This window comes from Actinomadura oligospora ATCC 43269 (genome assembly GCF_000518265.1).
Lineage (GTDB): Bacteria > Actinomycetota > Actinomycetes > Streptosporangiales > Streptosporangiaceae > Spirillospora > Spirillospora oligospora.
Window position 1 is genome coordinate 114,353 of sequence record NZ_JADG01000003.1, and the last position, 15,413, is coordinate 129,765.

13 protein-coding genes and 1 pseudogene are annotated in these 15,413 nt (G+C 73.6%); 9 read left to right on the forward strand and 5 right to left on the reverse strand.

Features of this window, described 5'->3' with window-relative positions; genetic code table 11:
- Positions 1-31: 31 nt before the first annotated feature.
- Positions 32-223 (reverse strand): hypothetical protein, encoded by a 192-nt coding sequence (locus P696_RS57765; protein ID WP_245627459.1) that lies wholly within the window; start codon positions 221-223, stop codon positions 32-34.
- 39 nt (positions 224-262) lie between these two features.
- On the opposite strand from P696_RS57765, the gene P696_RS57770 reads away from it, so the two are divergent.
- The gene (locus P696_RS57770) at positions 263-547 is read left to right on the forward strand and encodes a hypothetical protein (protein ID WP_026410827.1); all 285 of its coding nucleotides are present in this window, start codon (positions 263-265) and stop codon (positions 545-547) included.
- 783 nt (positions 548-1,330) lie between these two features.
- Here the strand turns inward: P696_RS57770 and P696_RS59145 are convergent.
- A pseudogene (locus tag P696_RS59145) lies at positions 1,331-1,585 on the reverse strand (DivIVA domain-containing protein); the annotation flags it as partial.
- Between P696_RS59145 and P696_RS42250 the strand changes: the two are divergent.
- The 4 genes from P696_RS42250 to P696_RS0100620 all read left to right on the forward strand — a co-directional run bounded on the left by P696_RS42250 (position 1,586) and on the right by P696_RS0100620 (position 6,654).
- On the forward strand, positions 1,586-2,014 hold the full coding sequence (locus P696_RS42250) for an ArsR/SmtB family transcription factor (protein WP_245627460.1): 429 nt from the start codon (positions 1,586-1,588) through the stop codon (positions 2,012-2,014).
- A 32-nt stretch (positions 2,015-2,046) separates the two neighbouring features.
- Complete coding sequence (locus P696_RS0100610; protein ID WP_084336597.1) at positions 2,047-3,144, forward strand: cation diffusion facilitator family transporter; 1,098 nt, start codon at positions 2,047-2,049, stop codon at positions 3,142-3,144.
- 313 nt (positions 3,145-3,457) lie between these two features.
- Positions 3,458-5,311 (forward strand): FAD/NAD(P)-binding protein, encoded by a 1,854-nt coding sequence (locus tag P696_RS0100615; RefSeq protein ID WP_026410830.1) that lies wholly within the window; start codon positions 3,458-3,460, stop codon positions 5,309-5,311.
- A 152-nt stretch (positions 5,312-5,463) separates the two neighbouring features.
- Positions 5,464-6,654 (forward strand): putative PEP-binding protein, encoded by a 1,191-nt coding sequence (locus tag P696_RS0100620; protein WP_281174896.1) that lies wholly within the window; start codon positions 5,464-5,466, stop codon positions 6,652-6,654.
- A 21-nt stretch (positions 6,655-6,675) separates the two neighbouring features.
- Here P696_RS0100620 and P696_RS0100625 read toward each other — a convergent pair whose 3' ends face one another.
- The gene (locus P696_RS0100625) at positions 6,676-7,329 is read right to left on the reverse strand and encodes an MBL fold metallo-hydrolase (protein WP_026410832.1); all 654 of its coding nucleotides are present in this window, start codon (positions 7,327-7,329) and stop codon (positions 6,676-6,678) included.
- 123 nt (positions 7,330-7,452) lie between these two features.
- On the opposite strand from P696_RS0100625, the gene P696_RS0100630 reads away from it, so the two are divergent.
- Positions 7,453-11,229, forward strand: a complete 3,777-nt coding sequence (locus P696_RS0100630; protein ID WP_026410833.1) for a tetratricopeptide repeat protein — start codon at positions 7,453-7,455, stop codon at positions 11,227-11,229.
- Between the two features lie 136 nt (positions 11,230-11,365).
- A complete protein-coding gene (locus P696_RS51895; RefSeq protein WP_051466483.1) occupies positions 11,366-12,058 on the forward strand; it encodes a Crp/Fnr family transcriptional regulator in 693 nt (230 codons plus the stop codon).
- Between the two features lie 91 nt (positions 12,059-12,149).
- Here P696_RS51895 and P696_RS0100640 read toward each other — a convergent pair whose 3' ends face one another.
- Entirely contained in the window at positions 12,150-12,914 is a 765-nt protein-coding gene (locus P696_RS0100640; protein ID WP_051466485.1) for a maleylpyruvate isomerase family mycothiol-dependent enzyme, read from the reverse strand.
- Between the two features lie 60 nt (positions 12,915-12,974).
- Positions 12,975-13,646 carry an alpha/beta hydrolase gene (locus P696_RS42260; RefSeq protein ID WP_084336599.1) on the reverse strand — a complete coding sequence of 224 codons (672 nt, stop codon included), beginning with the start codon at positions 13,644-13,646 and terminating at the stop codon, positions 12,975-12,977.
- A gap of 221 nt (positions 13,647-13,867) precedes the next feature.
- Here P696_RS42260 and P696_RS53820 point away from each other — a divergent pair, with 221 nt between their 5' ends.
- On the forward strand, positions 13,868-14,398 hold the full coding sequence (locus P696_RS53820) for a L,D-transpeptidase (RefSeq protein ID WP_157429444.1): 531 nt from the start codon (positions 13,868-13,870) through the stop codon (positions 14,396-14,398).
- Between the two features lie 573 nt (positions 14,399-14,971).
- Positions 14,972-15,262 carry a hypothetical protein gene (locus P696_RS57775; protein WP_026410835.1) on the forward strand — a complete coding sequence of 97 codons (291 nt, stop codon included), beginning with the start codon at positions 14,972-14,974 and terminating at the stop codon, positions 15,260-15,262.
- The last annotated feature ends 151 nt before the right edge of the window (positions 15,263-15,413 follow it).

The following is a 15,413-nucleotide window of genomic DNA, read 5'->3' on the forward strand; positions in this document are numbered from 1 at the left end:
CGCGGTCACGTCAGGGATCACTATAGGCCGCTCACCAGTGCCCGACGCCGCTCGAGCCCGAGGACGGACCGGGAGCTGCGGATCGCGCGTCGGGGACCGCCCGCGATGCGATGAGCAGGACGCCGATGGCCAGGGCGGTGACGACCGCGAGGACCAGGTGGCGTTTCGGGAGCCTGCTGGTCCTGTGCTTGGCGGCGGCGATGCCCATGCCGACCAGTGCCATGCGGACCAGCACACCGGTGACGGCCCCGAGCAGATCGGCATGATCCAGCCCGGCAGCGGGCTGACGGCGGTGATCACGATGCCCACGGCCGGGCTGAGGGAGGCCACGACCAGCCACGGAGCCAGGCGCTGGCGGGCCAGCTGCAGGAACCCGGCCAGCGCCAGGCCGTCGCTCGCGGAGCTCACCATCAGGGCGGCGATGACGACGGCGGACGTGGAGACGGCCAGCGTGGCGCCCTCGATGACGCGGTGCAGGCTGAGCGCGGCGGCCGTGCCCATGCCCCCGAACGCCGCGGCGGTGGCCGCCTGGCGGAGCCGCCGGTGACGTCCCGGAGCGTGGACGCCGCGCGGCGGCCGATGCCCGCCCGGGTCGTCCTCGTGAGTGTGGGCGCAGCCCTTGCGCGTCAGATAGGTGAGGACGGCGAAGCTGGTGGCGGCGGCCAGGCCGACGCCCCAGATCGGGACGCCGGTGCGTGCGGCCCCCTCCCAGGCGTCGGGAAGCAGGTCGGTGATCGCGACGATCAGCATGGTGGCCGAGGCGACGGCGAGCCACATCGCCACGTGCGCCGAGTCGCGGTGCGCCAGCCACGCTCCGGCGAGGGTGGCGGCGCAGACCAGGGCGACGGCGGCCCAGGTGGCGGGGCCGAGGGGTGCGGGACCGTCCGGCGGCGGTGTCGCGGACAGGACGGCGGCGAGCGTCATGGACATGCTCGAGTTCCCGTTCGCTGGTGGGGGCGGACGGCCCGTCGTGGGCGGGCGGTTCAGGACTGCTCGGTGCCGGACCGCTCGTGGGGGCCGGGCCGTGGGCCGGGCTGCTCGGGGAGTTCGGGCGGAGGGCCTGGTTGGGACAAGGGCGCTGGGGACCGGTGCTCGCGGGGCGACTGACGCGGGACGCGCCGGTGGTCGGCGCCCGTCGCCGCTCGGCGGTCTGCTGGGCCAGCGCCATGACCCGTTCGAGGGCGGCACGGCGTTCCGCCTCGTCCTTCGCGTCCGGCGAGAGACGTTTGTCGGTGTCCTGCCGCGCGCGGTCGGCGAGCTGGCGGCAGGTGGCGGCGAGCCGGCTGCCGAGCCGGGCGTTCTCCTCGTACAGGACGGTCAGCGTGGTCTCGACACGTCCGAGGAGGGCGTCCACCTCGCTGAGGTCGTAACCCTCACGGAAGCGGGTCGTGGAGAACACCGCGGCCCGGACCTCGTCCGGCGTCACCGGCTTGTGGCCGTGCCGGACGCTCGACTCGAGGCCGCCAAACCCGCCGCCCGTCGCGGCTGACGCCGCGGACACCCAGGGGTGGCCTCCCGGCGAGCGGCCCCGCCGGACGCGGGTGACGGTTGACAGTGCGCGGGCGAAAGGCACTAATCTCCACATGTGAGCAAGCGTGCAGATATAGCTGCGACCCCCCTGGACGGCTGCGACGTCCGGATGGTCGACCCCGAACGCGTGGCCGCCGTGCGCGCCGTCATGCCCGGCGGCGAGGTCGTGGCCGACCTCGCCTCGGTCTTCTCGATGCTCGCCGACCCCGGACGCGTGCGGATCATCACGGCGCTCCTGGAGGGCGGCGAGATGTGCGTCTGCGACCTCGCCGCCGTCTGCGCGAGCAGCGAGTCGGCGGTCTCCCACGCCCTGAGGCTGCTGCGCGCCGGGCGGGTCGTCACGGTCCGCAGGTCCGGCAGGGTGGCGTACTACCGGCTGGCGGACTCCCACGTCCGCCTGCTGCTCGACCTCGCGCTGACCCATTTCGGACACGAGACCTCGTCGGCGGCCCGCGAGGGCCTGCCCGGTCCCGAAGCCCGCTGACCCGGGCCCGACCCCCTCTATTGGAGTCCCCCATGGAGAATCCGGCTGGACGCACGCGGGAAGCGGCGGCCACGGTGACCGACGACGATCACGGCCACGACGAACGCGAGCCCGACTATGACGGGCACGACCACGACGGGCACGACCATGAGGGCGACGGGCACGGTCACGGGCATGGCCATGGTCACGGGCACGGAGTGTCGGCGGACGCCGACCGCCGCTACCTGACCGGCGCGCTGGTCCTGATCGCCGGGTTCATGGTCGGCGAGGTCGTGGTCGGCCTGCTGGCGCAGTCGCTGGCGCTGGTCTCCGACGCCGCGCACATGCTGACCGACGCCGCGTCGATCGTGCTGGCGCTGGTGGCGATGCGGCTGTCGGCGCGTCCTCCGCAGGGCGGCTTCACCTACGGGCTGAAGCGGGCGGAGATCATGTCCGCCCTGATCAACGGCATCAGCCTGCTGCTCCTGGCCGCGTTCTTCGTGTACGAGGGCATCGACCGCCTGATCGATCCGCCGGAGGTCGAGGGCGGCCTGGTGGTGGCCACGGGCCTGGCCGGGATCGTGGTCAACGTCCTGGCGACCTGGCTGATCAGCAAGGCGAACCGGTCGAGCCTGAACGTCGAGGGCGCCTACCAGCACATCCTGAACGACCTCTTCGCGTTCATCGCGACCACCATCGCCGGCACGGTCGTCCTGTTCACCGGCTTCGCCCGGGCCGACGCGATCGCCGCGCTCATCGTGGCCGTGCTCATGCTCAAGGCCGGGTACGAGCTGGTCCGCGGCGCGGGCCGGGTGTTCCTGGAAGCCGCCCCCGACGGCCTGAGCCCGGCCGAGGTCGGAGCCTCCATGGCGGCGTCCCCGAGCGTGGTCGAGGTGCACGACCTGCACGTCTGGGAGGTCACCTCGGGGTACCCGGCCCTGTCGGCGCACATCCTGGTCGAGGTGGGCGGCGACTGCCACGCCGTCCGCCGCGCGATCGAGGCGATGCTGAAGGCGGAGTACGGGATCGACCACACCACCCTCCAGGTCGACCACACCGGGTCCGAGGTCGTTCCGGCGGGCTCGTCCGCCGCGGCCGACGACCACTGCGCCGACCCTCACGGCCCCGTCCACCGCTCCCCGAACCACTGACCGATCCCCGCCACCGCGCTCGCCCCCGAACCGGACGCGCCGACCCGGTTCGGGTGGGCGCCGGCCGACCTCGTCGCCGCCGACGGCATCGGTCGCGGGTCCGCGCGCAATTACCGTTCGTCACTTTGTGGGAACCGCCGCCAACTCGCTGGTCAGGGCCAATATCACGGCCGGACGGCAACTGTCGAGATGAACGGATGCCGTCCCCTGGCAGTCGGGCGATTGACGCCCATTGAGCCAAGGTGATCTTCGCGATACGGTCAATCCGCAGTAAGGCCGCCACGGGCCGTTCGGTGCATGCAGGAGGGCCACGATGGGCTTCGCGGGACCGCGCAAGACGGTCGTCATCGTCGGTGCGGGCCTCGGCGGCACCGCCACCGCCATTCGCCTGATGCAGTTCGCCAGGGAACCGTTGCAGATCGTGGTGGTCGAGAGGCGGCCCGAATACCGGAACGCCGGTATCGCCTATCACCCGTCCGGCAACGACTGGCACCACGTCTTCAATATCCAGGTGGGCCGCATGTCGATGTTCCGCGAGGACGTCGACGACTTTCTGTCGTGGATCGACCACGAGGCCGACCGGACGGACTGGCCCCCGGAATGGCGCGGCTTCACCTTCTTCGAGACCGGACCGGCTCCCCGCCGGATCTACGCCGACTACCTCACCGCCCGGCTCGCCGCCGCCGTCGGCGAGGCGTCGATCGGGGTGACGCTGCGCGAGATCGACGGCGAGGTGGTCGACCTCGAGGTCGCCGCCGACCACGTGGACGTCGTCCTGGAGGAACGTTCCCGGGACCGCTCCGGAACCGGATCCCCCAGGACGACCCTCAGGGCCGACCACGTCGTCCTGGCGACCGGCCTGGAGGAGCGGGACCTTCCGTTCGCGACCGACGTGGGGGACCATCCGGCGTTCGTCCGGCACCCCTACTCGCAGGACGGGATCGAACGCATCCTCGGCGTCCCGAAGGACGCCGAGGTCGCCATCGTCGGCACGCTGCTCAGCGCGTACGACTCGGCGTCGATGCTCCTGCGGCGCGGCCACACCGGGACGATCCACATGATCTCGCGGTCGGGCCTGACGCTCCGCGCCTACCCCTCGGACCACCGCCACCGCGTCCTCACCCTGCCCGAGCCACGACTGGGAGCCGACGACTACGAGGGCCGCGACCGCCTCGTCCGGCTCCTCATGGACGAATGGCAGCGGCTGTGCGCGATGGTCGCGCGCGAGTACCCCGGCGTCGATCCCGCGGTGGTGACCGAGCATGTCGCCAAGTCGTGGGAGTCGCACCTACCGCGCGTCCTGGAGCGCGTGCCGTCGTCCGACCTCCGCGCCCTGCTCGACGAGCACGGAAGCCTGCTGGCCACCCTGCGCGTCGGCGCCGTTCCCTACATCACCGAGGTCGTCGGGCCCGCGCTGGCCGATGGTGGACAGGTCGTCCTCACCACCGGGAGGGTCGAGGCGGTCACGGGCACCGGGACCGCCAGGCTGAGGGTGTCGGTGGCGGGCCGGGGGCCGGTGCGGACGATCGACGCGGACCTGGTGATCTCGAACTTCGGACGCGAGACCGATTACGAGCGCGTCGGCTCACCGCTCTGGACGAGCCTGAAGCGCCAGCGCCTCGCCACGCCGCACCGGCGCACCGGACGCGGTGTCGAGGTGGACGAGCGCGGCGTCCTGCTGCGGCCGGACGGCACCCGCTCCGGCCCGATCTCCGTGGTCGGCGCCCCCCGTGAAGGGGACGAGATCGTGCGACACGGCCGGCTGGGCGCGTTCGCCTTCAACCTCGCCGCCATCAAGAACCATTCCGTGGGCATCGCCGCGACGGTGCTGCACCGGCTCGAAGACCGTTTCGAGGAGCCCCCGGAAGCCCTGGCGGACCTGGACGACCCGAAGGCGAGTGAGGAGTTCGAACGCGCGGTCCAGCTGGACGTGCACCGGATGGCCGCTCGCAGGCGGCGCGACCGGGACGTCCTGGCGGTCCGGCTCGAGGAGCGCCTGGGCGCCCTTCACCGCATTCTGACCGTCGACAACGACATCGCCGTGTCGGAACGCGCACTGCGAATCGCCGTCAACACGGCCGCCATGACGAGACTCAACGACCTGTCGGTGACACCCCGGGACCTTCGGGCCATGCTCCACCTCGACGAATCCCCGGAGTCCCCCTGAACCTCCCGGTCTCCCGCCGAGCCTCCGGGTCACGGTGAACGCCCGGAGTCGCGCTGAACACGGTTCGTCCGGCATTCGAGAAGATGCGTCGCCGTTCCGGGGGATGCCAGCCTCTAACCATGTCCGCGAACCCTCGCGAAATTCCAGGGGTAATGCTCGTCGGTTCACACCAGCGCGCCGTCCGTGGCCTCTGCAATCGCACAGGGAACCCGGGCGACGGCGCCATTCTGGTGGTCGACACGCTCACCCCCGAACGCTACGAGGCCATCGTTTCCAGCTCCGCCGTCATCTGCGCCAAAGGTGGCAGGACCGGCCACATGCAGTCCCTCTGCCGGTCGCGCGGAATCCCCGTACTCCGGGTCGACCCGTCCGAGCTGGACGCGCTCGTCGGCGAGATCACCCTGCTGCCCGACCGCGCGGCGGTCGTCCTCGGCGGCGTCGAACCCGCGCCGGGACCGGCCGAGGACCGGACGGCGTCCTTCGACGACATCGAGTCGATCTGCGTGGTCATCGCCGACGCCACCGACATCCGCTCGACCAACGCCCTCGCGCCGCGCGTCCACCGCGCGAACTCCTGGTTCATCCGCGAGGAGTTCCTCTGCTTCGCCGCCGGCCTGAGCCCGATCGACGCGCTCCGGGCGGGCCCCCGCGAGGCCGAGAGCTACGGCGCGAGGGTGGCCGAGGAACTGAGCTCGATGGCGGCCGAGCTCCTGCCCGGCCAGCGCCTGATCATGCGGCTGCTCGACCTCCGCTCGGACGACGCCGCCAAGATCACCACCCGTGTCCCGGTGGACGCCGAGCCCAACCCCGAGATGGGCCGCCACGGCGCGCGATGGCTGCTCCGCGAACCCCACTACCCGCTCGCCTTCCGGACGCTGCGCACGCACCTTCGCAAGCACCTGGGCGAGGACGCCGACCGGGTGAGCTTCGCCGTTCCGTTCATCAACGACCCGGACGAGTTCGTGCGGCTACGACGCCACCTCGACCTGGGAGGCGACACACCCCTCGGCGTCTTCGTCGAGACCCCGGCCGCCGTCCACTCGGCCCCGGCCTTCTGCGCCGCCGGAGCCAGCGAGCTGTTCGTCGGCACCAAGGACCTGATCCAGTTCTACCTGGCCGCCGACCGGGGCAACCACCTGGTCTCGTCGGTCTACCAGACCCGGCATCCGGCGGTCCTGGCCGCGCTGCGCCAGACCGTCGAGTCCGGCCACGCCGCCGGTGTCCCGGTGCACGTGTTCGCCCTGGGCGCCGACCTGGACCACTATCTGCGGCACCTCCCGACCCGCACCCTCATGATGTGCACCGCCGAACTCCAACAACTCGCCACCAGAACAGCCGCCTAGCCGAAGCCCCCCGTCCGCGCGTTACCAGCCGCGTTCCCACCAGGTGGGGATGGAGGGGCGCTCCCTGCCGAGGGTGGTGTCCTTGCCGTGGCCCGGGTAGACCCAGGTCTCGTCGGGGAGGCGGTCGAAGACGCGCTCGGTGACGTCGGTCATGAGCTGCCGGAAGCGGGTGGGGTCGCCCCAGGTGTTGCCCACGCCCCCGGGGAAGAGGCTGTCGCCGGTGAACAGGTGGGGACGGTCGGCGCCGGTGTGGAGCAGGGCGATGGAACCGGGCGTGTGGCCGCGCAGGTGGATGACCTCGAGGGTCGCCTCTCCCACCTGGATGCGGTCGCCGTCGTGGACGGGCTCGGTGACCGGGACCGGGAGCGGGTCGGCGTCGAAGGGGTGGGCGGTGACCGGAGCGCCGGTGGCCTCGACGACGTCCTTCAGCGCGACCCAGTGGTCCTGGTGGCGGTGCGTGGTGACGATGCGGCTCAGCGGGCCGTCGCCGAGGATCCGCAGGAGGCGGGACGGCTCGTTGGCGGCGTCGACGAGCAGTTGGTCGCCGGTGGCGGCGCAGCGCAGGACGTAGGCGTTGTTGTCGTACGGGCCGACCGCGACCTTGGTGATGGTGAGACCGGGCAGGTCGCGGGTGTCCGGTGGTCCGCCGACCTCGACGTTGCCGGTGTAGGCCATGGCTTCTCCGATCCTGGGTTCGTCTCGCATCTTCCCCTATCGCGCCTGCACGAGTGGAATGAGTCCGCGGACTCATCGGAGTCGTGTCGTGTGAGGCGGAATGGACCGGCGAAGGGACGCACGATGGGGGCGGAGGTGACGGTGGGCGCGATCGAGGGGCGTCCCGGCGGGTTCTGGAGCCGGCTCAGCAGGTCGGACCAGCAGGCGCTGTGGGCGATGGGCCGGCGGGTCGAGGTGCCGCCCGGGGGCATGCTGTGCCATCAGGGGGTCGTCTCACCGGCGGTGGTCGTGCTGTTCCCGGCGGGATCGCGGACGACGGGACGGATCCTGGCGAAGGAGTTCGTCGCCAACGGCGAGGGCGACGAGTCGATCATCGAGCTGTTCGGCGCCGGGGACCTGGTGGCGGGCCTCGCGCCGTGGGGCCATCCGCAGCGCGGGACGGTCGCGGCGCTCGACCACCTGGCGGCGCTGCGCGTGGACCGGCGCCAGTTCGGCGGGCTGCTCGCGGCGAATCCGCAGGTCGCGGCGGCCGCGATGGACGCCTTCGCCCATCAGGAGACCTACAGCGGACGGCGGCACGCGGTGCGCGTCGCCGACCATCCGCAGCGGCTCGCGCACCACCTGCTGGAGCTCGCGCACCGGTTCGGCGACCCGGAGGCCCGGCCGTCCGGTGGGCCGGAGCGCGCGGTCGCGGTGCCGTCGCGGCTGAGCCAGGCGGATCTGGCGAACTGGGCGGGCGTGTCCCGCGAGACGCTGGTGCGCTGGTACCGGCGGTGGCGCTCGAAGGGGATCATGACGCCGCGTCCGCTGACGCTGCTCGACCCGGAGGCGCTGCGGCGGGAGGCGGCGCCGTGGGGGGACGAGTGGCCCGCCGTCCCGGCGTGGGAGACGCCGCCGGAGCCCGGCCAGGGACCGCCCGTCGGCCTGGCGCGGCAGGCGCCGGTGCGGATCGGCGCGTCCGGCCCGCCGCGGCGGCTGCCGCCGGACAAGCCGTTCTTCACCGGGCGGGCGATCAGCCTCGGCAAGCTCGACCTGCTGCTCGCGCAGTCGCGGTGGCCGCGCGCGGTGCTGATCCAGGGCATGGCCGGGGTGGGGAAGACGACGCTGGCGGTGCACTGGGCGCACCGGGTCGCCGAGCGCTTCCCGGACGGGGTGATCTTCACCGAGCTGCGGAACGGGACGCGCGGCCCGGCGAAGCCGGCCGAGGCGATGGGGCAGGTGCTGCGCGGGGTCGGGGTGCCCGGCGACCAGTTGCCGCGCACCGAGGCCGAGCTCGCCGCGCAGTGCCGGTCGCTGCTGGCGGACCGGCGGCTCCTGCTCGTCCTGGACAACGCGTCCGGCGCCGACCAGGTCCGTCCGCTGCTGGACGCGGTGAACGCGGGCCTCGTCGTGCTGACGGCGCAGCGCCGCATGCCCGAGCTGGCCGGGGAGGACGGACGCCCCGACGGCGACATCCGCGTCCTGGAACTGCGCGAGATGAGTCCGGACGAGGCGGCCGACCTGGTCGCGGGCGTGCTCGGCCCGGGCGACCCGCGTCCGCGCGAGGAACGGCGGGCGGTGCAGCGGCTGTCCCGGGAGTGCGGGTTCCTGCCGCTGGCGCTCGCGGTCGCGGCGGGCGCGCTCGCCGAGAACCCGGACGTCCCGATCGCCGAGACCGTCCGGACGCTCGCGGACCGGTCCGGGGCGTCCTACCCCGCGCCGATGCGGCCGACGTTCGACCTGGCCTACCGGGGGCTGCGGCGCGACCACCGGGCCGCGTTCCGGATGCTCGGCCTCGCCGCCGGACCGGACGTGACGCCCGCCGCCCTCGCCGCCCTGCTGGGCGGCCCGGCCGACGTGGCGGCGGAGGCGCTGGAGGGGATGCGGCAGGCGTTCCTGGTGCACGAGACCGGGCCCGGCCGGTACCGGATCCACGACCTGCTCCGCGACTTCGCGCACGAACGCGGCCTCGCCGAGGACGCCGACACCGACCGGTTCGCCGCGCAGCGCCGGTTCCTGGCGTCCTGCCTGGCCTCGGCGCGTTCGGCCGCGCGGGCGCTGGACCGGCGGCGGCGTCCGTCCCTGGACGACCGCAACGTGCCCGATCCGGCGCGGCCCGGTTCGGCGGAGGCGAGGGCGCAGGCGCTCGCCTGGTTCGAGTCCGAGCGGCGGACGCTCGTCGCGGCCGTCCAGCTCGCGGCGCGGCTCGGCCTGCACCGGACGTGCTGGGAGCTGGCGGACGCGCTGTTCGGCTTCCAGGAGTTCCGCCGCTACAGCGAGGACAACATCGCCGTCCACCAGGCGGGCCTGGGCGCGGCGCGCGCCGAGGAGAACTGGGCGGCGGCGGCCGTGATGCTGCACAACCTGGCCGTCGCGCACTTCGACGTCGGACGCGCCGTCCAGGCGATCGGGTACAGCGAGGACGCCCGCCGCGCGTTCCGCTCCGCCGACCCGCCGAACCGGTACGGGGAGGCCGTGGCGCTGGCGACGCTCGCCGACGTCCACGCCGCGCAGGGCCGCTACCTGACCGCGATCGAGCACGCGCGGCGGTCCCTGGACATCCATCGCGAGCTGGACGAGCAGGGCGGCGTCGGGCGCGGCCACGAGACGCTCGCCCGCGCGCACCTCGCGCTCGCCGACTACGAGACCGCGCTCGGGCACGCCCGGCGGGCGCTGGAGATCCGGCAGGGTCTCGGCGACCGGCGCGGGATCGCCGAGACGCTGCTGACCACCGCGCTCGTCCACCGCAGGCGCGGCGTGGTCGACGACGCGGTCGCGAACGCGCTGGAGTCGTTGTTCCTGCGCGAGGAGGACGGCGACCGGTTCGGGTCGGCGCAGGCGCTGACCGAGCTGGCCCGCATGTACGCGACGCTCGGCCTGCGCGACCTGGCCCGCCGCGACGCCGAGCGCGCCCTGCGCATCTACCGTGAGCTGGGCGTCCGGCACGGGCAGGCGCGCGCGCTCACCACGCTCGGACGGCTCGCCTGCGACGCCGCCCGGTTCGCCGAGGCGTTCACCTTCTGTGGGCAGGCGCTGGGCATGCACCGCGACACCGGCGACCGGCACGGCGAGGCCGAGACGCTCGCGCAGCTCGGCGTCGTGTGCTGGCGGCTCGGCCGGTACCGGGAGGCGCGCGAGCGGCTCGGCCGGGCGCTGGACATCCGCCGCGAGATCGGCGACCAGCACGGCGAGGCGCACGACCTGGAGAACCTGTCGGTCGTGATGCGCCGCCTGCACCGCTACCAGGAGGCGTTCGTCCACGGCCTGGAGGCCCTGGAGCTGTGGCACCGGCTCGGCGCCCGCGGCAACATGGCCGGGACGCTCGGCAGCCTCGCCCGCACCTACATCAAACTCGGCCTGCCGGACGAGGCGGAGCGCGCCGCCCGCCAGGCCCTCGCGATCCGCCGCGAGATCGGCGACTCCTACGGGATGGGCATCGGCCTGGACACCTTCGCCGCGACCCTGCGCGCGGGCGGACGGGCCGACGAGGCGTTCAAGGTGCAGACCGAGGCGCTGCGCGTGCTCGGCGAGGTCGGCGACCGGCACAGCGAGGGCGCGGCGCTCGTCCACCTCGCCCGCATCCACCTCGAGCTCGGCCGCGCCGAGGACGCCCTGGAGGCCGGGCGGCGCGGCCTGGACCTGGCGCAGGAACTCGGCGACACCCGCGAGCAGGCCCGCGTCCTGCACCACATGGGGCACGCCTGCCAGCAGCTCGGACGGCACGCCGAGGCGTCCGGGCACCTCAACACCGAGATCACGATCCGCCGCGACATGGGCGACAACACGGGACTGCGGCGCGCGCTGGAACGCCGCCGCGCGTCCCTGACGGCGCTCGGCGACCAGACCGGCGCGGCCGACTGCGCCCGCCGGATCCGCGCGATCGACCAGTGGCTCGAGTCGGAGGGCCCGGAACCGGTGTGACGTCCGCGACACACCGCGCTCTGTGCCGAATTACCTGGTTTCGGGGTGTCGCCGCGCGTTCACTATCTAGGTCAGGGAGACCTGCGCGCGCGGCCTCCCCGCCTGGGCCGGCCGCGCGGGAGAGGAGACGGGAGCGATGCCGGTCGCGTTCTGGGACGCGCTGCCGGGGCCCGCACGGGAGGCGCTCGAACACGCCGGGACCGTGGCGCTGATCAGGCCGGGAGCCTTCCTCGCACGCGAGCACACCCGCTCGACCAACGTGTACGTGCTGCGCTCCGGCGCGGCGAAGGTCTGGGTGGACCGGGACGGCGAGACCGTCATCCTGGAGGTGCTGGGCCCCGGCGACGTGGCCGGGGAGATGGAGATCGCCGACGGCGGCGAGCGGAACGCCAACGTGGAGGCGCTGACCCGCGTCGAGGCGCTCGCGCTGCCCGGCGACCGCTTCCGCGCCGTCCTGGACGGGCATCCGGCCGCGATCTGGGCGCTCACCGCGGTGCTGTCGGAGAAGCTGCGCGACGCCAACGACCTGCGCACCGCGCACTACCCGGACGCGCCGGGCCGCCGCCTGGCGTCCCGGCTGCGCCGCCTCGCCGAGCGGTTCGGCACCCCGGTCGCGACCGGGGGTCTGGTCGTCCGCCTTCCGCTCTGCCAGCGCGACCTCGGCCGCTGGGCGGGCATGGGCCGCCGCAAGGTCGCGCAGCTGCTCGCCCGCGAGCGCCTCGGCGACGGCATCGTCGTCACCCGCACCGCGATCACCCTGCGCTCGCCCGAGGTCCTGGACCGGCTCGCGGGCGACGACCCCGACGGCCTGTTCGCCGACACCGGCTGACCCGCGTCCGGTTCGGGCCGGACCGTTCCCGGGTGGGCGCGCGGTCGCTTCGCGGCGACGCGCGCGCCCGACTCGACGGTGAGCTTCGGTGTTACGGGACGGACGGGTCGACGGGCCACCTCGGCGGGGAGGGGAGGGCCACGTCCGGACGGGTGGTGAGGCCCGCGCCGTCCGACCGCCCGGTGATCCACGCGAGCAGCGCCGCCGCCGAACCCGTCACCTCGGGGCCGTCGCCGAGGTCGGCGGACTGCCCGGTGTCGGTGGCGCGCAGCCGCAACCCCCGCAGACCACCGTGCTCGTCCGGGCCGACCTCGGAGAGCCCGCGCAGGGTGAAGCCGAGTTCGGCGCGCACGTAGTCCGCCGGCCAGTCGGCGGGGCCGTACCCGGCGGCGAGGTCGACATGGTGAACCTCGACCTCGCGCCACCGCCGGTGCAGGACGAACCAGGCGGGCATCTCCGGCCCGACCAGGCCCTGCACGCGGAAGTCCCAGGCCGCCTCGGACAGCGTCCGTGTCTGCTCGGCGAACCGCTCCGCCGACGTCCGCAGGTCGTCGACCAGCTCGCCCGTGCCGCGTCCCGCGCCCGCGCGCAGCCCCTCCTCGCGCGCCTCCATGCTCGGGTACTGCGGAACCTTCTCGCCCGTCCGCGCCCACTCCAGCAGGTTCCACAACGAATCGGCGTTGCGCGCCACGTGCGTGGCGACATGCCCACGCGTCCAACCCGGCAGGCCAGAGGCCGCCCGCAGCTCCGCGTCGCCGAGCCCGGCCACGCTCTTGGCGAGCCGGTCCGCGCCCGCCTCGATCGCCGCCAGCATCGCCGCACGTTCGTGCGCGGATCCGCCAGTCACGCCGCCCATCACGCCTCCTCGACGTTCTCAGGAGAGCTCATCCTGACACGCCGCGGCCCGCGTTGAACCTCAGGATGCGCTGAGCGAACGCCCCGGCCCCGCGTCGGTGAGGACGTTGAGGACGAAGCCGGTGGTGCGCCGGTGCCAGAGGCCGGGGCGGCGCAGCATGGCGTGGCCCTCGCCCGGCACGGTGACGAAGGCGAGTGACGTGGCCACCGGTCGCGCGCGGTCGGCGTACCGGACCGACGCCCGGTACGGCGTCGTGCCGTCCTCCGTCCCGTGCATGACCAGGACGCGTCGTCCCGCGAGTTGCCCGACGGGTTCGTCCCGAGGCACCCACGGGGCGAGCGCGGCGACCCCGGCCACCTGCGGATCGTCGGCGACCCGCAGCGACGTCCGCGCACCCATGGAGTGGCCGACCAGCACGATCGGGACGTCCGGATGCGCCTTGCGGATCACCTCAAGCGCCCAGCGGGCGTCCGGCACCGGGGACGCCTCGTCGCCGTTCCAGCCCCGGTAGCGGTAGCCGAGCGACCAGACCGCCAGGCCGTGCCGCCGTCCGGCGCTGAGCAGGTGCATGGCGAAGGGGACCATGCGCAGCGCGGGTCCCTGCCGCGCGGTGGCGGGCTCGCGGCCGAACTCCCGGCCCCCGTGCAGGACGAGCGCCACCGCGTCCGGACGGGCCGGACCACGCGGCCGCAACCGGGGTTGGAGATCCAGGGGGCGGGGCGGCAGATCCATGAGGCCAGCTTGTCACGGTTGCGGTGATTTCGTGGTCGGGCCCCCGGCGACCGCACGCCTTCGCGAACAGGATCCGACCTGCCGGAACATACTCCGGATGCGAGGCCATACACCCTGCCGACGTGAGGCGATACCGGACGGGGGCGCGCTTGGTGAAGCCCGGGAACTCCTTTGCCCGACGTGCTACCTGGCCATGAGATCGGCCGATCTAACTTGTGATCATGACCTTGCGTGGTCGCGTCGATCCTCTGCGTTGGTGTGGCCTGGCGATCGCCGCTGTGTTCGCCGTTCCGGCCGCTCCGGTGTATGCGGCCGATCGGGCCTGGGGTGCGGATCGGGCCTGGGGCGCCGAGGGCGCCGCGGCCGGGGCCCGTGGCCGTTGCGCGGCGCGGGCGTCCAAGGTCGTGTGCGTCGACCTGACCCGGCAACGGCTCTGGGTGCAGCGGGGGCACAGGACACTCTTCGGGCCGGTGGCCATCCGTAGCGGACGCCGAGGGCGGCCCACGCACACCGGATGGTTCCGCATCTGGTGGCGGCACAAGTTCCACTGGTCGACCGCCTACGCATCGCCGATGCCGTTCAGCCAGTTCTTCAGCGGAGGGCAGGCCATCCACGGCGTCTACGGCGACATCACCACCGGACCGGGTTCGCACGGTTGCATCAATCTCGAATACGCGGCGGCCCGGCGGCTCTGGGCCCTCACCTCGACCGGGCAGCCGGTCCACATCTGGGGACGCAAACCCCGCACATGACGCGATCCGGCCGTCCTGCCGTCCCGACGCCGGACGGACGGCGGCAACACGACGCACAGCCCCGTATTCACCACCGTGAGGAGAACGATGAGCACCACCCCTGGCGCGAGGCGCCTGATCACCACACTGACCGCGACCGCGGTCGTGGCGCTCGCCGTCGACGGCACCGCCGCATACGCAGCGGCGGCGGGAGGCGGAGGCGGTGATGACTGCGACCATTACGGCAAGCACATCGTGTGCCGCGTCCCCGCGGCCGGACGGCCCGGCCCGCGAGGCCCACGAGGCCCGCGAGGCCCGGAGGGCAAGCCCGGCGCCGTCGGTCCGCAAGGTCCAGAAGGGCAAGCCGGTGCCGAGGGTCCGAGAGGGCCGGTGGGACAAGCCGGTGAGGACGGTCCGAGAGGTCTGGCGGGGGAGGATGGACACCCCGGTCCGCCCGGGCCGCCCGGGGAGGATGGGCACCCCGGTCCGAGAGGTCTGGCGGGGGAGGATGGGCACCCCGGTCCCCCCGGCCCGCCGGGGGAGGACGGGCACCCTGGTCCGCGAGGTCCGAGAGGTTCGAGAGGTCCGGCGGGGGTGGACGGCAGGAACGGGGTGGCCTCGCCGACCGTCATCGCGTACGGCGAGCCGACGGACGTGCTCGACGGCGTGCCCACCTTCGTGAAGGCGACCTGCCCGTTCGGCACCACGCTGACCGGCGGCGGGCTCAGGGACGACATCTCACCGGGATCCGCTCGCCTGCCGCTGATCGTCAGCTCCTACCCCGACGCGTCCGCGAAGACCTGGATCGTCAAACTCGGAGCCCTCTCCGCAGGCTTCGGCGGCATCACGGCCACCGCCTACGCGGTGTGCCTGCCGGTCGGTTGACCTCGCCCCACGGCAGGGAACACGGAACCACGTGCCGCCTCTCGTCGTGCCGGGAACGTCCCGGCACGACGAGAGGCGGCCGACGGCAGGGGATATCTGACCCGGCCCCGTGGAGCTGACGGCCCCGGCGTGGCACCGGTCAGAGTCCATT